The organism is Streptomyces sp. MUSC 14 (genome assembly GCF_001866675.1).
Taxonomy (GTDB): Bacteria; Actinomycetota; Actinomycetes; order Streptomycetales; family Streptomycetaceae; genus Streptomyces.
Genome location: NZ_MLYN01000048.1, coordinates 20,014 through 36,804, shown reverse-complemented (window position 1 = coordinate 36,804; position 16,791 = coordinate 20,014). Strand labels below are relative to the sequence as shown.

General features: G+C 70.7%; 14 protein-coding genes. 5 read left to right on the top strand and 9 right to left on the bottom strand.

The window, feature by feature from the left end; all coding sequences use genetic code 11:
* Positions 1–31 precede the first annotated feature (31 nt).
* Positions 32–1,288 carry an NYN domain-containing protein gene (locus BIV25_RS29170; RefSeq protein ID WP_071375434.1) on the bottom strand — a complete coding sequence of 419 codons (1,257 nt, stop codon included), beginning with the start codon at positions 1,286–1,288 and terminating at the stop codon, positions 32–34.
* A 226-nt stretch (positions 1,289–1,514) separates the two neighbouring features.
* Here BIV25_RS29170 and BIV25_RS51440 point away from each other — a divergent pair, with 226 nt between their 5' ends.
* On the top strand, positions 1,515–1,688 hold the full coding sequence (locus BIV25_RS51440) for a hypothetical protein (protein WP_177235455.1): 174 nt from the start codon (positions 1,515–1,517) through the stop codon (positions 1,686–1,688).
* Between the two features lie 83 nt (positions 1,689–1,771).
* On the opposite strand, the gene dnaE is transcribed toward BIV25_RS51440, so the two are convergent.
* The gene (gene dnaE / locus BIV25_RS29165) at positions 1,772–5,311 is read right to left on the bottom strand and encodes a DNA polymerase III subunit alpha (protein WP_071375433.1); all 3,540 of its coding nucleotides are present in this window, start codon (positions 5,309–5,311) and stop codon (positions 1,772–1,774) included.
* Positions 5,312–5,512: 201 nt separating this feature from the next.
* Here dnaE and BIV25_RS29160 point away from each other — a divergent pair, with 201 nt between their 5' ends.
* The 4 genes from BIV25_RS29160 (at position 5,513) to BIV25_RS29145 (ending at position 10,262) form a co-directional block, all read left to right on the top strand.
* Positions 5,513–6,838, top strand: a complete 1,326-nt coding sequence (locus BIV25_RS29160; protein ID WP_071375432.1) for a DUF2252 domain-containing protein — start codon at positions 5,513–5,515, stop codon at positions 6,836–6,838.
* Positions 6,839–6,906: 68 nt separating this feature from the next.
* Positions 6,907–7,596: a hypothetical protein gene (locus BIV25_RS29155; protein ID WP_071375431.1), complete on the top strand. Its 690-nt coding sequence runs from the start codon at positions 6,907–6,909 to the stop codon at positions 7,594–7,596.
* A gap of 91 nt (positions 7,597–7,687) precedes the next feature.
* Complete coding sequence (locus BIV25_RS29150; RefSeq protein ID WP_071375430.1) at positions 7,688–8,497, top strand: thioredoxin domain-containing protein; 810 nt, start codon at positions 7,688–7,690, stop codon at positions 8,495–8,497.
* A 94-nt stretch (positions 8,498–8,591) separates the two neighbouring features.
* A complete protein-coding gene (locus tag BIV25_RS29145) occupies positions 8,592–10,262 on the top strand; it encodes an alkaline phosphatase (protein ID WP_071375429.1) in 1,671 nt (556 codons plus the stop codon).
* A gap of 10 nt (positions 10,263–10,272) precedes the next feature.
* On the opposite strand, the gene BIV25_RS29140 is transcribed toward BIV25_RS29145, so the two are convergent.
* The 7 genes from BIV25_RS29140 to BIV25_RS29110 form a co-directional block, all read right to left on the bottom strand.
* Complete coding sequence (locus BIV25_RS29140; RefSeq protein ID WP_071375428.1) at positions 10,273–10,851, bottom strand: dienelactone hydrolase family protein; 579 nt, start codon at positions 10,849–10,851, stop codon at positions 10,273–10,275.
* Between the two features lie 66 nt (positions 10,852–10,917).
* Positions 10,918–11,658, bottom strand: a complete 741-nt coding sequence (locus BIV25_RS29135; RefSeq protein WP_071375520.1) for an SDR family NAD(P)-dependent oxidoreductase — start codon at positions 11,656–11,658, stop codon at positions 10,918–10,920.
* 105 nt (positions 11,659–11,763) lie between these two features.
* A complete protein-coding gene (locus BIV25_RS29130; protein WP_071375427.1) occupies positions 11,764–13,350 on the bottom strand; it encodes a Na+/H+ antiporter in 1,587 nt (528 codons plus the stop codon).
* 75 nt (positions 13,351–13,425) lie between these two features.
* Positions 13,426–13,887, bottom strand: a complete 462-nt coding sequence (locus tag BIV25_RS29125) for a GNAT family N-acetyltransferase (protein WP_071375426.1) — start codon at positions 13,885–13,887, stop codon at positions 13,426–13,428.
* A gap of 2 nt (positions 13,888–13,889) precedes the next feature.
* On the bottom strand, positions 13,890–14,834 hold the full coding sequence (locus tag BIV25_RS29120; protein WP_071375425.1) for an RluA family pseudouridine synthase: 945 nt from the start codon (positions 14,832–14,834) through the stop codon (positions 13,890–13,892).
* Positions 14,835–14,900: 66 nt separating this feature from the next.
* Entirely contained in the window at positions 14,901–15,527 is a 627-nt protein-coding gene (gene lspA / locus BIV25_RS29115; protein WP_071375424.1) for a signal peptidase II, read from the bottom strand.
* A 67-nt stretch (positions 15,528–15,594) separates the two neighbouring features.
* On the bottom strand, positions 15,595–16,527 hold the full coding sequence (locus BIV25_RS29110; RefSeq protein WP_071375423.1) for a TraR/DksA family transcriptional regulator: 933 nt from the start codon (positions 16,525–16,527) through the stop codon (positions 15,595–15,597).
* Positions 16,528–16,791 lie beyond the last annotated feature (264 nt).

The following is a 16,791-nucleotide window of genomic DNA, read 5'->3' as shown; positions in this document are numbered from 1 at the left end:
ACAAGGGACGAGGGTACGGGGTCCGGGGCCTTTACTCGCCTTTGGGGCCAGCCATGGGGGTTCCGCCCGGGTTCAGTCCCCCGGTGGGAGCGGGTTCCGTCCCGGCGGGCACGTCGATCTCCCGCCAGAAGCCCGCCCGAATGGCGTAACGGTCGTGCTCGTCGATCTGGTCGTCCTTGTGGGCGAGCAGCCCGAACCGGGCGGCGTAGCGCAGCAGCTCCCCGTCGATGCGGTGCGGGACGCGCGGGTACATCTGCGACAGCTTCTGGAGGTGGCCCTGGTCGCCGAGGCGGGAGATCCAGCGCCGGGCGAAGACCTGGCCCACCTCGTACGGGTCGCCGCCGACCGTCGTGATGTCCTCCTCGCGGTCGGCCCAGCGCTGCTCTGCGGTGGTGAGCTGGGCGAGCGTCGGCATGGCGGCGGCCTCGGGCGGCTCGGAGACCACGCCCGGGCGGTCCACCCAGCCCTTGTCGGAGGACCAGCGCAGGGTCGCGGTCGCCGGCTGCTGGGCGGGCTGGGTGCCGGGGGCGCGCAGGGCGGCGAGGTCCTTGGGGGTGGGTACGCCCTTGGGGGCGACGGCCCGCTCCTGGGCGCCGGCCGCCGTGACGGCGGCCGGCGGAGCGCCCTGCTCGGCCGGGCGCTCGGCGGCGGTGGTGAGCGCGGACTCGGGCAGCGGCGCGGAGAGGATCGCGGCGATCTCGGGGCGGGGCACGGGCGGCGGGGCGCAGACGCCGGTCAGCTCCTTGACGCGGACGGCCTGGGTGATCCAGGCCCGGTCCAGCACGCGCCGTTCGTCGGCCTCGGCGACCAGGTCCTCGGACTGGTTGTAGTCGCCGTCGGCGGCCTGGACGGCCCACAGGTGGACGGCGACGCCGTGCTCCTTGGCGGCCATCATGCCGGGCAGCAGATCGCCGTCGCCCGTGACGAGGACGACGTCGGAGCAGGCGCGGTTGCGGGCCAGCTCGGTCAGCTCGGCGTGCATGGCGGCGTCCACGCCCTTCTGCGCCCAGCGTCCGTCACTGCGGGTGAGGGCGCCGAGCCGGACGGTGACCCGGGGCATGACGCGCAGCCGGCGGTGCTCGGGCTGGGGAACGCGGTCGGGGGCGCCGTCGAACCAGTAGATGCGCAGCAGCGGGCGTTCGGTCTCGGCTTCCGCGCGCTCGCGCAGCGCCTGGATCAGCGCGGTGTGGTCGACGGTGATCCGGGATCGCGAGGGCTCACCGGCGAGGAGGCTGGCGGCAGCGCCCAGCAGATACCCGGCGTCCACCAGGACGATGCAGCGGTCCACGCGACTCACCCTCTTCCCGGAGGCTTTGGTTTTGGGACTTCCTTCGAGTCTGCCCGACCACGCGGAGGTTAACGGCCGGAACTGGATCTTCGGCGTGGCGTTTCCGGCTCACGCACGCCCACCCGCCCTGTCACACACGGTAATTATCCGACATGCGGCCGATGTCGGCGTATGTGAATCTGAATCCGGCCCTGGCCCCTAGATCCCCCACAGGAGGCAGATCACCATGGCCAAGAACAAGAAGCAGGACCGAGGTCAGCAGCGCGCCTCGCAGGCTGAGCGCGGGCAGGAGCAGGCCCAGAAGTCCTCGATGGAGGCGCGCAGCGAGCAGCACCTCTCCCAGGTGACACCCGGGGACCTGGCGCGCAAGGGCAAGCAGAAGCGGTTCGGCCACAACTGACATCTGCATAAAGGGCACTTGAGCCCAGGCACACGACGAGGGGCGCACCCGCCACGGGTGCGCCCCTCGTATGCCTCTGCCCGCTAACCCGCCAGGCAGGACGGGCCGAGCAGCACCTTCAGGTCGCCGAAGAGCGCCGGATCGGGCTTGACCCGGTGCCGGTCCAGGCGCAGCACGGTGGTCTTGCGCGGGCCCTGGAGCCTGATCCGGACCTCGCTGTCGCCCTTGTGGTGGCTGAGGATCTCGCCGAGGCGGCTGACCATGGGCGGAGTGACCCTGGTGGCCGGGATGGTGAGGATCACCGGCGCGTTGGTGCCCGCGTTGGACAGGTCGGGGACCATCAGCTCCATGGCGACGAGCCGGGGCACGTCCTCGCGCTTGTCGAGGCGGCCCTTGACGAACACCACGGCGTCCTCGACGAGTTGGGTCGACACCAGCTGGTACGTCGCCGGGAAGAACATGCACTCGATGGAGCCGGCGAGGTCCTCGACGGTGGCGATCGCCCAGGCGTTGCCCTGCTTGGTCATCTTGCGCTGCAGGCCCGAGATGATGCCGCCGATCGTCACCACCGCGCCGTCGGCGTGCTCGCCGCCGGTCAGTTGGGCGATGCCCGCGTCGGCCTTGTCGGAGAGCACGTGCTCCAGGCCGAAGAGGGGGTGGTCGGAGACGTAGAGGCCGAGCATCTCCCGCTCCTGGGCGAGCAGATAGGTCTTGTCCCACTCCTCGTCGGTGAACTGCACGTCGAGTCCGAAGCCGGGCTCGTCGCTCTCCTCCTCGCCCATCCCGCCGAAGAGGTCGAACTGGCCCTCGGCCTCCTTGCGTTTGACCGCGACCACGTTGTCGATCATCGAGTCGAAGTGTGCCGTCAGACCCTTGCGGGTGTGCCCCAGGGAGTCGAACGCGCCCGCCTTGATCAGCGATTCCGTGGTGCGCTTGTTGCACGCGACCGCCTCGACCTTGTCGAGGTAGTCGGGGAAGGAGCCGTACTTGCCCTTGGCCTTGCGGCTCCTGATGATCGACTCCACCACGTTCGTGCCGACGTTGCGCACGGCTTCGAGGCCGAAGAGGATCACGTCGTCGCCCTGGGCGGCGAAGTTGTGCACCGACTCGTTGACGTTCGGCGGGAGCACCTTGATGCCCATGCGACGGCACTCGTTGAGGTAGACGGCCGACTTGTCCTTGTCGTCCTTGACCGACGTGAGCAGCCCGGCCATGTACTCGGCGGGGTGGTTCGCCTTCAGGTAGGCGGTCCAGTACGACACCAGGCCGTACGCGGCGGAGTGCGCCTTGTTGAACGCGTATCCGGCGAAGGGGACCAGCACGTCCCACAGGGCCTGGATGGCCTCGTCGCTGTAGCCGTTCTTCTGGGCACCGGCCTGGAAGATGGTGAAGTTCTTGGCCAGTTCGTCCGGCTTCTTCTTGCCCATCACGCGGCGCAGGATGTCGGCCTCGCCGAGCGAGTACCCGGCGATGATCTGGGCGGCCTTCTGCACCTGCTCCTGGTAGACGATCAGGCCGTAGGTGACCGCGAGGACCTCTTCGAGGGGCTCCTCCAGCTCCTTGTGGATCGGGGTGATCTCCTGGAGCTTGTTCTTGCGGAGCGCGTAGTTCGTGTGCGAGTCCATGCCCATCGGGCCCGGACGGTAGAGCGCGGAGACGGCGGAGATGTCTTCGAAGTTGTCCGGCTTCATCAGCCGCAGCAGGGAGCGCATGGGGCCGCCGTCGAACTGGAAGACGCCCAGGGTGTCACCGCGCTGGAGGAGTTCGAAGGTCTTCGGGTCGTCGAGCGGCAGGGCCAGCAGGTCGAGGTCGATGCCCTTGTTGGACTTCACCATCTTGACGGCGTCGTCCATGATCGTCAGGTTGCGCAGGCCGAGGAAGTCCATCTTCAGCAGGCCGAGCGACTCGCACTGCGGGTAGTCCCACTGCGTGATGGTCACGCCGTCCGTGTGCCGCACCCAGATCGGGGCGTGGTCGACGATGGGCTCGCTGGACATGATCACGCCGGCGGCGTGCACACCCATCTGCCGCACCAGGCCCTCGACGCCCTTCGCGGTGTCGATGACCTTCTTGACGTCCGGCTCGTTCTCGTACATCCCCCGGATCTCGCCCGCCTCGTTGTAGCGCGGGTGCGAGGGGTTGGTGATGCCGTCGAGGTCGATGCCCTTGCCGAGGACGTCGGCGGGCATCGCCTTGGTGAGGCGGTCACCCATCGCGTACGGGTAGCCCAGCACGCGCGCGGAGTCCTTGATGGCGTTCTTCGCCTTGATCTTGCCGTAGGTGCCGATCATGGCGACCTTGTCGGCGCCGTACTTCTCCGTCACGTACCGGATCACCTCGACGCGCCTGCGCTCGTCGAAGTCGATGTCGACGTCGGGCATGGAGACGCGCTCGGGGTTGAGGAACCGCTCGAAGATCAGGCCGTGCGGGATCGGGTCGAGGTCGGTGATGCCCATGGCGTACGCGACGATCGAGCCGGCCGCCGAGCCTCGGCCGGGGCCGACCGCGATGCCGTTCTTCTTGGCCCACATGATGAAGTCGGCGACGACGAGGAAGTAGCCCGGGAACCCCATCTGGATGATGACGTCCATCTCGTACTCGGCCTGCTTCTGCCGGTCGTCCGGGACGCCGCCGGGGAAGCGGCGCTCCATGCCCCGGCGGACCTCCTCCTGGAACCAGGTGACCTCGGTGTAACCGTCGGGGATGTCGAACTTGGGCATGAGGTCGCGCTTCTCGAACATGCCGGTGGTGTCGACCATCTCGGCGACCAGGAGCGTGTTGGCGCAGCCCTCCTGCCAGGCGTCCGAGGAGTCGATGGCGTACATCTCGTCCGTGGACTTCAGGTAGTAGCCGGTGCCGTCGAACTTGAAGCGGTCCGGGTCGGAGAGGTTCTTGCCGGTCTGGATGCACAGCAGGGCGTCGTGGGCGGTCGCCTCGTGCGCGTACGTGTAGTGCGAGTCGTTGGTGACCAGCGGGGGGATGCCGAGCTTCTTGCCGATCTCCAGGAGGCCTTCGCGGACCCGGTGCTCGATCTCGATGCCGTGGTCCATCAGCTCCAGGAAGTAACGGTCCTTGCCGAAGATGTCCTGGTAGTCGGCGGCGGCCTTCAGCGCCTCGTCGTACTGCCCGAGACGCAGCCGGGTCTGGAGCTCACCGGAGGGGCAGCCGGTGGAGGCGACGATGCCCTCGGACCACTGGGAGATCGTCTCCTTGTCCATCCGGGGCCACTTCTGGAGCCAGCCCTCGGCGTACGCGTCCGAGGAGAGCCGGAAGAGGTTGTGCAGGCCCGTGTTGTTCACGGCCCACATCGTCTTGTGGGTGTAACCGCCGGAACCGGAGACGTCGTCCCGCTTCTGGTGCGGCTGGCCCCACTGGATCTTGCGCTTGTTGCGCCGGGACTCGGGGGCGACATACGCCTCGATCCCGATGATCGGGGTGATCCCGGCCTTCGTCGCGGAGTGGAAGAAGTCGTACGCCCCGTGGAGGTTGCCGTGGTCGGACATGGCGATGTGCGTCATGCCCATCTCGTTGCAGGCGTTGAACATGTCCTTGAGCCGCGCGGCACCGTCCAGCAGCGAGTACTGGGTGTGGACGTGCAGGTGCGTGAAGGGCGGCTTTGACACGGTATGGCCTCCAACGGAAAACACGGGGCGACGGGTGGGCGGGTGGTTTCGGGGTCAGCGGGAAGTCTATGCCTCGCCACTGACACTCACGGCCGATCTCTGCGTACCTTCGGGCGGAACCGGGCACTCCCGCGTGGCGTCGCCCGTTGGAGACGGCAGAAACGCTGTCGTACAGGCACTTGCACCAGGAGGCACCCCGCGATGTCGGTCCACCGGCTCAACGACGAGCAGCGCGGCGAGGAGATCCTCGCCGTCTTCGACACCGCCTTCGGCCGGCTCCTGGCCGCCGACCCGGCCGCGTTCCGCGTGAAGTTCCGGAAGATGGCGGCCTCGGCTTTCGCGTTCTACCGGGGCACGGCGTGCCTCTTCTACCACGACCTGGACGCGGACAAGCGCGGTGGTCCGTTCCTGGACGACCGCACCTCGCGCGTGTGGATCCACGGCGACCTGCACGCGGAGAACTTCGGCACGTACATGGATTCCAACGGCCGCCTGGTCTTCAACGTCAACGACTTCGACGAGGCCTACGTCGGCCCGTTCACCTGGGACCTGAAGCGCTTCTCGGCCTCGATCGCCCTGATCGGGTACGCGAAGGCGCTCGGTGACGAGCAGATCACCGAGCTGGTGCGGATCTACGCGGGCGCGTACCGCGAGCGCATCCACGCCCTGGCCACGGGCGCCAAGAGCGACGAGGTGCCGCCGTTCACGCTGGACACGGCGGAGGGTCCGCTCCTCGACGCGCTGCGTGACGCCCGCTCGCTGACCCGCTTCGGGCTGCTGGAGTCGATGACCGAGATCCGCGACTTCGAGCGCCGCTTCGCGCCGGACGGCGGCTCGATCGAGCTGGACGCCGCGACCCGCTACAAGGTCCTGGCCGCCTTCGACGGCTATCTGGAGACCCTGCCGGACGCCTCGCTGGCCCGGCCCGACTCCTACCGGGTCAAGGACGTCGTGGGCCGCCGGGGCATCGGCATAGGGTCGGCCGGCCTGCCGTCGTACAACATCCTGCTGGAGGGCCACAGCGACGCGCTGGAGAACGACGTCGTGATCTACGTCAAGCAGGCCCAGACCCCGGCCGTCTCCCGGCACATCACGGATCCGGCCGTCGCGGGCTACTTCCAGCACGAGGGCCACCGCACGGTGATCTCCCAGCGCGCCCTCCAGGCGCACGCCGACCCGTGGCTGGGCTGGACCGAGCTGGACGGCGCGGGCCAGCTGGTCGCCGAGGTCTCGCCGTACGCCGTCGACCTGGACTGGAGCGACATCGACGACCCGGAGGAGATCGCCCAGGTCGTGGCCGACCTGGGCCGGGCCACGGCGGCGATGCACGCGGCGGCGGACGACCAGTCCGGCGAGTCCCTGGTGCCGTTCTCCACCGAGCGGGCCATCGACGCGGCTCTCGCGGCCGACGAGGAGGGCTTCGCGCCCCTGCTGGTGGACTTCGCGCACAGCTACGGCGCACGCGCGCGCGGCGACCACCAGATCTTCGTCGACCTGTTCCGCAACGGCCGGATTCCGGGGCTGTAACCTTCGCGCACTCACAGGCACTCTTTAGGGGTCCCTTACCCGCGTACGTGACAGACTCTTCAATCGCTATGGACATATCCGGGACCCAGCTCAGAGCCGTGCGCGCGGCGCTGTTCACGGCCTTCGCCGTGACGCTCAGCACCGCGTCGCACGTGCTGCTGTCCCAGGCCCCGCTGCCGGCGGGGACGGTGCTGGCGGTCTGTGCCGGCGTCTTCGCCGCCGCGTACGCGCTCGCGGGCCGCGAGCGCGGCTTCGGCCGGATCGCGGTCCTGCTGATCCCGCTGGAGCTGACCGCCGACACGGTGTTCACCACGGGCCAGCAGGCCTGCTACGGCCGGGCGGGCGGCCCGGTGGCCGGTCCGCTGCACGCGTTCGGCTTCGACGTGCTGTGCGAGGGCGGTGCCGTCGGCACCCCGCTGGCCCGGATGACCGGCGCCCACGGCCGCCCCGACGCGCTGTTCGCGCACGCCAGCCCCGCGGCCGCCTGGTTGCTGCTCGCCGTGCACGTCGGCGTGGGGCTGCTCGCCGCGGCCTGGCTGCGCCGGGGCGAGCGGGCGCTGGTGCAGCTGCTGCGCGCGGTCGCCGCCACCACCTTCCGGCCGCTGCTGCTGGCGGTGGCCTCCGCCGCCGCACGGCCGGCGACGGCCCGCCGGCTGCCGCGGCCTGCGCCCCGCCCGGCGACGGCCCGCGACCGGCTTCTCGTGCACTCCCTGGGACGGCGTGGACCGCCGTGCCCGCCCGCCCTCGCCACCGCCTGAACGGCCGGTGCGCGGCGGCGTCCGAGCACACCCAGTCCCCCACACGTATCCCGCGTACGGCATGTGCGCGTCCCACAGGGAGATCATCACCATGAGCAAGCGGAACAGCCAGGCGGCGAAGACGGCGGCACGCGAGCGGCTGCGCGAGGAGCGCGAGCGGCAGGCCAAGCGCGACAAGGCCAAGCGGCAGGTCATCGTGGCCGCCTCGGTCGTGGCCGTGCTGGCCGCGGCCGGCGGCATCGGCTACGCCGTCGTCCAGGCCAACAAGCCCACCGGGTGGGACGCGGCGAAGAGCGCGACCGTGGTCACGCCGGCGAACACCACCGGCAAGGACGGCACGACCGTCGTGATCGGCAAGAGCACCGCTAAGAAGACCCTCAAGATGTACGAGGACCCGCGCTGCCCCATCTGCTCCGAGTTCGAGCAGGCCGTCGGCCCGACGCTGAAGAAGGACATCGACGACGGCAAGTTCAAGTACCAGTACGTCGGTGCCACGTTCATCGACGACCACGACAACGGCCAGGGTTCCAAGAACGCGCTGAGCGCCCTGGGTGCCGCGCTGAACGTCAGCCCCGAGGCGTTCCTGGAGTACAAGTCGGCGCTGTACTCCGCGAAGTGGCACCCGGACGAGAACGACGACAAGTTCAAGAACGACAGCTACCTCATCCAGGTCGCCGACACGGTTCCCGCGCTGAAGAACAACACGGCGTTCCAGAACGCCGTCAAGAAGGGCACCTACGACGCCTGGGCCATGGCCATGTCGAAGACCTTCGACGACAACAAGGAGGGCGTGACCGGTACCCCGGCCTTCGTCATGGACGGCAAGCAGCTCAACGGCGGCAAGGTGGTCCTGACGCCGGCCGACTTCGACAAGATGATCGACGCGGCACTCAAGGGCTGACGCTCCGTCAGAATTCGACCTTCCCGTGAAGAGCGGGCGAACATTGGCTGTTCGCCCGCTCTTCTGTGCGTACCGGTCAGTAACCTGGTCGCCTGTGACCAGTCGAACCAGATCACTTTCGGCCGCCGAAGGCCGCGATTCCCTCTCGCCCCGCCGCCGTACGGTCGTCAAGGCCGCGGCGGCGACCGCTGTGCTGGCCGCGCCGCTCGCCGCCACGCTTCCGGCGCGCGCCGCCGGCCAGGCTCCCGCCTTCCTGCACGGTGTCGCCTCCGGCGACCCGCTGCCCGACGGGGTGCTGCTGTGGACCCGGGTGACCCCGGCCCCGCAGGCCGTGCCCGGCTCCGGGATCGGCCCGGACACCGAGGTGAGCTGGGCCGTCGCCAAGGACAAGGCGTTCACCAGCATCGTGGCCAAGGGCACCGTCAGGGCGACCGCCGCCTCCGACCACACCGTGAAGGCCGACGTCCGCGGTCTGCAGCCGGCGACCGACTACTGGTTCCGCTTCTCGGCCGGCGCCGTCGACTCGCCGGTGGCCCGCACCCGCACCGCCCCGGCCGCGGACGCGGCCGTGTCCGGGCTGCGCTTCGGCGTGGTCACCTGCGCGAACTGGGAGGCCGGCTACTTCGCCCCCTACCGCCACCTCGCCGCCCGGGGCGACCTCGACGCGTGGCTGCACCTCGGCGACTACATCTACGAGTACAAGTCCGGCGAGTACGCGGCCCGCGGCACGGTCGTCCGCGCGCACGCGCCGGCCAACGAGATCATCACGCTCGCCGACTACCGCACCCGGCACGGCAAGTACAAGACCGACCCGGACCTGCAGGCCCTGCATCTGACGGCGCCGGTCGTCGCGATCTGGGACGACCACGAGTTCGCCGACAACGCCTGGTCGGGCGGCGCGGTCAACCACACCGAGGGTGCCGAGGGCACCTGGACCGCCCGCAAGGCCGCCGCCAAGCAGGCCTACTTCGAGTGGATGCCGGTCCGCCCCGCGATCGAGGGCACCACCTACCGGCGGCTGCGCTTCGGCAAGCTCGCCGATCTGTCACTGCTCGACCTGCGCTCCTTCCGCTCGCAGCAGGCGTCGGCGGGCAGCGGCTCGGTGGACGACCCGAACCGGACGATCACCGGCCGCGCCCAACTCGACTGGCTGAAGGCCAACTTGAAGGCCTCCGACACCAGGTGGCGGCTGGTCGGCAACTCGGTGATGATCGCCCCCTTCGTCATCGGCTCCCTCACCGCCGACCTCCTCAAGCCGCTCGCCAAGCTGCTCGACCTGCCGCAGGACGGCATCGGGATCAACACCGACCAGTGGGACGGCTACACCCACGACCGGCGTGAACTCCTCGACCACCTGCGCACGAACGCCATCGGCAACACCGTCTTCCTGACCGGTGACATCCACATGTCCTGGGCCAACGACGTGCCGGTGGACGCGGGCACCTACCCGCTGTCGCCGTCGGCGGCCACCGAGTTCGTGATCACCTCGGTGACCTCCGACAACCTCGACGACATCGTCAAGGTCCCCGAGGGCACGGTCTCCGCCGTCGCCGCGCCGCTCATCGAGGCCGCCAACCGGCACGTCCACTGGGTCGACACCGACCGGCACGGCTACGGCGTGCTGGACATCACCGCCGACCGGGCGCAGATGGACTACTACGTCGTGTCCGACCGCACCGACCCCGACGCGACCTCCTCGTGGGAGCGTTCGTACCGCACCCGCAGCGGCACGCAGAAGGTCGAGCGGACCTACGACCCCGTGTAGGGCGTACCGCTCACGCGCTCTCCAGGCTGTCGAGGAAGCCGAGCGCCACCCGCCAGGTGGCCTCGGCGGCCTCGGCGTCGTAGTCCGGCAGCTCCGGGTCGGTGTAGAGGTGCCCGGCGCCCGCGTACCGGTAGACCTCCACGTCCGCGCCGGTCCGGCCCATCTGGAGATACCAGGCGCTCAGCCAGTCGTCCGTCTCGAAGGGATCCGGCTCGGCCACGTGCAGCTGCACCGGCAGATCCGCCGCCTGCGCGTTCGGCGCGATGTCCGACGTGCCGTGCAGGAGCAGCAGCCCGCGCGCCTTGTCGTCACCGAGGGCGAGGGTCTGGGCGACGGAGGCGCCGAGCGAGAAGCCCGCGTACACGAGCCCGCGCTCGGAGTACGGCGCCGCCGCCAGCACGGCCCGCTTCAGCAGCTCGTCCTTGCCGATCTCCTCCTTGTACGCCATGCCCTCCTCGACGGTGTCGAACGTGCGCCCCTCGAAGAGGTCCGGCGTCCACACCTCGTGGCCCGCCGCGCGCAACCGGTCCGCGGCCTCCCGCACCGCGGGCCTGAGGCCATAGGTCGAATGAAAGAGCATGATGTTCATGAGGCCATGGTGCCAGCCGGTGCGACGCCGCCGGAGCCGCCCCGGCCGGGCAGACAGCGCCCGTCGTCAGTTTCCGCGCTCCGCGCCCCCGTTGACCTGCACGACCTGTGAGGTGACATGCCCGGCGGCGGGCGAGGCCAGCCAGTGCAGGGTCGACGCCACGTCTCCCGGGGTCCCGGCGCGGCCGGTCACCGTGTCCCCGATGAGCCGCGCCCGCCGGGCCTCGTCCATCGTGTCCCCGAAGAACTCGGTGTCCTCGACGTACCCCGGCGCGACCACGTTCACGGTGATGCCGTGCGGGCCGAGCTGCCGGGCCAGGTCGTGCGCGTAGGGGTGCAGGCCGGCCTTGGCCGCCGCGTAGGCGCCGCTGCCCGAACCGCGGTAGGCGGCGATGGAGCTGACGAAGAGCACCCGTCCGCCGGGCTCGGCGAGGCGGTTCCTCAGCGCTTCGGTGAGCAGCGCGGCCGTCAGCACGTTCTGTCTGAAGTTGAGGGTCCAGTCGTGGGCCACCCGGTCCAGGGGATCGTCGCTGCCGGACGGCCGCTCCCGCTGCCCCGCGCCGCCCGCGCTGTGCACCAGGACGTCGACGGTGCCGAACTCCTCGGCGACGAACCGGGCCACCCCACGGACCTGATCGGGCTCGGCGAGGTCCGCGGCGTAGGTGAGCGCCCCGGGCACACCGGCCTTCTCCAGCACCTCGGCCCGCCGCCCGAGGAGCAGCACCTGGTCCCCGTCCGCCGCGAACGCCTGGGCGGTGGCCAGCCCGATGCCCGTACCCCCGCCACTGATCACAATGTTCCGCGTCATGATCAGAGCGTAGGCGCGGACCGCCGGGCGGCGCGGAAGTTTTCCACAGGCACCACACATTCGTACGACTATCAAGCCACCCCTGTGCGTCGGCGTGCGCAGGCCTCACCGCAGGCTCCGCACGTCGAGATGACGCAGTACACGGTCCACGATCTCCGGGTCCGCCCCGGGCTCGCTCCGTGCCGCGAGGACCTCGTGCCGGGCCGCGCTCATCATCTCGTTCTGGATGCGCCGGATCCGCCTGAGCCGCTTGGCCCGCTGGTGCTGTGCCTCGCGCCGCTCCTCCTCGCCCATGTCCGGACTGATCCGGATGCCGATGTCGAAGGCGCGGCGCAGCATCTGCTCCGCCAGGTCCTCGGGCAGGTCCTCCACCTGCTCGATCTCCCGCAGCCTGCCCTTCGCCGCCTTCGCCGCGCGCACCGCCAGCTCCTTCTCGAACTCCTTCTCCCGCTCGGAGTCGGCCCGCACCCCGAGCCGCTTCACCAGCCAGGGCAGGGTGAGGCCCTGAAGCACCAGGGTGACGACGATGACCCCGAAGGCGATGAAGACGATCTCGTCCCGGTCCGGGAAGGGGGATCCGTCGTCGAGCGTCAGCGGGACGGCCAGCGCCAGCGCCACCGAGGCCACCCCGCGCATCCCGGACCACCACATCACGACGGTCTCCCGCCAGCTGCCCGGGATGTCCTCGTCGTAGTCCCGTCGCGCGTGCAGCCGCTTGGTCAGCCAGGTCGCGGGCAGCAGCCACACCAGGCGCACGACGGTCACCACGCCCGCGACGGCGGCGGCCCAGCCGGTCAGCTCGCCCCAGCGGCCCTCGGCCGTACGGATGGCGTTGTGCAGCTCCAGGCCGATGAGCCCGAAGGCCACGCCCGTGACGAGGGTGTCGATGATGTCCCAGAAGGTGTACCCGGCCAGCCGGGTCATCACGTCGTCGGCGTCGGTGGCGTACTCGGAGAGGAAAAGCGCCGTGGTGAGCACGGCCAGCACCCCGGAGCCGTGCAGCTTCTCCGCGAGCACGTAGGAGGCGTAGGGCACCAGCAGGGTCATGCCGATCTGGAGGGTCGGATCACCCAGCAGGTCCATCAGCTTGTTCGCGCCCCAGCCGAGTGCCACCCCGACGACCACGGCGACCACGGCGGACAGCACCAGGTCCAGGCCGGCCTGCCAGGCCGAGAAGGTGCCGCTCACGACGGCGGCGATCGCCACGTGGTACAGCACGATGGCCGTGACGTCGTTGAAGAGTCCCTCGCCCTCCAGGATCGACACCAGCCGGCGCGGCAGCCCGAGCTGTCCGGCGACGCTGGTCGCGGCGACCGGGTCGGGCGGGGCGATCAGCGCGCCCAGGGCGACGGCGGCACCGATCGACAGCCCGGGCACGATCGCGTTGGCGACGTACGCCACGCACACCGTCGTCACGAACACCAGGGCGACGGCGAGCAGGAAGATCGGCCGGATGTTGGCCGCGAACTGCCGCCAGGAGGTGCGGCGCACGGCGGCGTAGAGCAGCGGCGGCAGCAGCCCGGGCAGGATCAGCTCCGGAGGGATGTTCACGTCGGGCACGAAGTCGGCCACCGCGAGGAGCCCGCCGAAGACCGTCATCAGCACCGGCGCGGGCAGCCCCAGCCGGTCCCCCACCGGCACGCTCACCAGGGCCCCGAGCAACAGGACGAACAACAGGGCCAACTGATCCACGGCCGGCGCTCCGGGGGGTCGACGGTCACACAGCTGGCCTCAAGCCTGCCATCCGGCCGCCGGGAGCGCGCGCCGCTACAGGGCGCGGCGCATCGCCCGGTGCGGCATGCCGGCGTCCGGGAACTCCGGGCCGTACGCCGCGTAGCCCAGACGCTCGTAGAAGCCCAGGGCGTGGGTCTGGGCGTGCAGGTCCACGGCGGTGAGGCCACGCGCGCGTGCCGCGTCCTCGACGGCCCGCACCAGGGCCGCGCCGACGCCGGCTCCACGGGCCGCCCGGGAGACGGCGAGCCGCCCCAGGCAGCCCACCGAGGCGTCGGCGCCGGTCTTCGCGACGGCCGCCGCGCCGTGCAGCAGCCGTCCGGTGCCGAGCGGCGCCCCGTCCTCGCGGATCGCCAGCACGTGCACGGCGTCCGCGTCGCAGGCGTCGTACTCCAGCTCCTCGGGGACGCCCTGCTCGCCCACGAAGACCTCCTTGCGGACCGCGAAGCAGGCCTCGCGGTCGGCGAGGTCCGCGGCGATCCGGACGGTGTACGCCATGCTCACGCGTACGTCTCTTCGCGGACCTGGTCGAGGGCCTGCCGGAGATCCTCGGGGTAGTCGCTCGCGAACTCCACCCACTGCCCGTCCGCGGGGTGCTCGAAGCCGAGCCGGACCGCGTGCAGCCACTGGCGGGTCAGGCGCAGCCGCTTGGCGAGCGTGGGATCGGCGCCGTAGGTCAGGTCGCCGACGCAGGGGTGGCGGTGGGCGGACATGTGGACGCGGATCTGGTGGGTGCGGCCGGTCTCCAGCTTCACGTCCAGCAGGGAGGCGGCGCGGAAGGCCTCGATGAGGTCGTAGTGCGTCACGGAGGGCTTGCCGTCGGCCGTGACCGCCCACTTGTAGTCGTGCTGGGGGTGGCGGCCGATGGGCGCGTCGATCGTGCCGCTCGTCGGGTCCGGGTGGCCCTGGACCAGCGTGTGGTAGCGCTTGTCGACCGTGCGCTCCTTGAACTGGCGCTTGAGCGAGGTGTACGCCCGCTCCGACTTGGCGACCACCATCAGGCCCGAGGTGCCGACGTCCAGGCGGTGCACGATGCCCTGGCGCTCGGCGGCGCCGGAGGTGGAGATCCGGTAGCCCGCCGCGGCGAGGCCGCCGATGACGGTCGGGCCGCTCCAGCCCGGCGAGGGGTGCGCGGCCACGCCGACCGGCTTGACGATCACGACCACGTCATCGTCGTCGTACACGATCTCCATGCCCTCGACCGGCTCGGCCACCACCTGCACCGGCGCGGGCGCCTGCGGCATCTCGACCTCGAGCCAGGCGCCGCCGCGCACCCGCTCGGACTTGCCGACCGCCGCGCCGTCGACCTGGACCTTGCCGGCCGCGGCCAGCTCGGCCGCCTTCGTGCGGGAGAAGCCGAACATGCGCGAGATGGCGGCGTCGACGCGCTCGCCCTCCAGGCCGTCGGGCACGGGCAGGGTACGGATCTCGGGAATCGTGCTCACCCGTCGAGTATGCCGGACGGCCCGGACACCCCCGAACGTGCCTGTGGAAAACTCCGGGCGACCCCGTCAGTCCTTGTGGATCGTGCCGTCCGGGTCCAGGCCGCGGAAGGACAGCAGCACGATCAGGATGCCGCCGCACACGATCGCCGAGTCGGCCAGGTTGAACACCGCGAAACCCTTCGGCGCGATGAAGTCCACGACCTGGCCCTCGAAGATCCCGGGCGAGCGGAAGATCCGGTCGGTCAGGTTGCCGAGCGCGCCGCCGAGCAGCAGGCCGAGGGCGACCGCCCAGGGGAAGCTGTACAGCTTGCGGGCCAGCCTGATGATCACCGCGATCACCGCCGCGGCGATCACCGTGAAGATCACCGTGAACGCGCCGCCGAAGCCGAAGGCGGCGCCCGGATTGCGGATCGCGTGCAGCTCCAGCAGGTCTCCGACCAGCTTGATCGGCTCGTGACCCTCCAGCTTGGCGACCACGAGCGTCTTGCTGATCAGGTCGAGGGCGTACGCGAACGCGGCCACCGCGAACAGCACGGCGATCCGGCGCCCACGACCACTGCGCGCGTGCGCCTCCCGCCCGCCGGTCCCGGCCGCGGCGGACACGCCGGAGCCGGTCGGCGCGCCGGGCGTCCTGTGCTCGCCGCTGTCGTCCGGGGTGTCCGGCGTACCGATGATGCGCTCCGCCTCTGCCACGTGAGTCCCTCAACCTAGGTGCCTGACTGAGGACGAGACTACGGCACGCCCGCCCGGCCCCTCACGCTCAGGAGCGACGTTCCTGCTTCTGCTTGCACTCCACGCACAGGGTGGCCCTCGGGAAGGCCTGCATCCGGGCCTTGCCGATGGGATTGCCGCAGTTCTCGCACAGTCCGTAGGTGCCCGCGTCCAGCCGCTCCAGGGCGTGCTCGTTCTGGATCAGCATCTCGCGCGCGTTGGCGGCCAGTGCCATCTCGTGCTCGCGCGTGATGTTCTTGGTCCCGGTGTCGGCCTGGTCGTCGCCCGCGCCGTCCCCGGAGTCCCGCATCAGGCCCACGAGGGACGCCTCGGAGGAGCTGATCTCGGCGCGCAGCCGCTCCACCTCGGACAGCAGCTCGGCGCGGGCCTCCGCGACCTCTTCCGGGGTCCAGGGGTCCTCTCCGGGACGCACCGCCAGCTCGCCGGGCTCCGCCGCGGCGAGCCGTGCCTTGGGAACGGCGGTCTGTTCGGCCGTGGCCGTGCCAGGAGTCTTCTTCGCAACCACTGTCGTGGCTCCCGTCTGCTTCGCGGCCCGCGCCGCGCCCGCTTTCTTGGCCGTGCTCTTCCCGGCCGCCTCCGTGGAGGCGCCCGCCGCAGCCGTCCTGCCGGCGCCGGCCTTCTTCGCCGCCGGCGCCTCGACGGCCGCCTTGTCCACCGCCACCCCCTTCGCCGCCACCCTCTTCCCGGCGGCCGCTTTCCTGGCCGCCGTCTTCCCCGCCGCCGTCTTCTTCCCGGGCTTCGGCGCCACGTCGGCCTCCGCGGGCTTCCGGGCGGCCTTCTTCACGCCCGCTGTCCCGGCCGCCGTTTCCCCGACGGCCTTGACGGCTTTGACAGCCTTGGCGTCCTTGGCGTCCTTGGCGCCCTTCGCATCTCTGGCGTCCTTCGCGGCCGTCTTTTCCGCGGCCGCGCCCCTGGCCCGGCCGGTCGCCGGCTGCTCTACGGCGGTCTTCTTCGCCACCATGGCCGCGGCCCCTTCACATATTGTGATCTTGCTCGCGAATCGTGCTGGGACGATAAATCGACTTGAGTCCCGCGGCAACGGGGCACACCGCCCGATTCGCCCGCCCGCACCCCCCGAGCAGCGGGCCTGCATCGGTTGTGCCCAGCTCCCCGCCGGGTAATCCGCTCCGGCGGCAACGGCCGGACACGCACGCGCGTGCCTTCGCCATTCGGGTCATGCCGACCGGTCGCCGGGCGCACGGCCCCGGCCCGCGGAATGCGGGCC

What these genes read in the sequence shown, in the direction of transcription:
- BIV25_RS51440 (WP_177235455.1), top strand. Translation starts at nt 1,515, where the DNA reads ATGGCCAAGAACAAGAAGCAGGACCGAGGTCAGCAGCGCGCCTCGCAG.
- BIV25_RS29160 (WP_071375432.1), top strand. Translation starts at nt 5,513, where the DNA reads ATGTCGGTCCACCGGCTCAACGACGAGCAGCGCGGCGAGGAGATCCTC.
- BIV25_RS29155 (WP_071375431.1), top strand. Translation starts at nt 6,907, where the DNA reads ATGGACATATCCGGGACCCAGCTCAGAGCCGTGCGCGCGGCGCTGTTC.
- BIV25_RS29150 (WP_071375430.1), top strand. Translation starts at nt 7,688, where the DNA reads ATGAGCAAGCGGAACAGCCAGGCGGCGAAGACGGCGGCACGCGAGCGG.
- BIV25_RS29140 (WP_071375428.1), bottom strand. Translation starts at nt 10,851, where the DNA reads ATGAACATCATGCTCTTTCATTCGACCTATGGCCTCAGGCCCGCGGTG.
- BIV25_RS29135 (WP_071375520.1), bottom strand. Translation starts at nt 11,658, where the DNA reads ATGACGCGGAACATTGTGATCAGTGGCGGGGGTACGGGCATCGGGCTG.
- BIV25_RS29125 (WP_071375426.1), bottom strand. Translation starts at nt 13,887, where the DNA reads ATGGCGTACACCGTCCGGATCGCCGCGGACCTCGCCGACCGCGAGGCC.
- BIV25_RS29110 (WP_071375423.1), bottom strand. Translation starts at nt 16,527, where the DNA reads ATGGTGGCGAAGAAGACCGCCGTAGAGCAGCCGGCGACCGGCCGGGCC.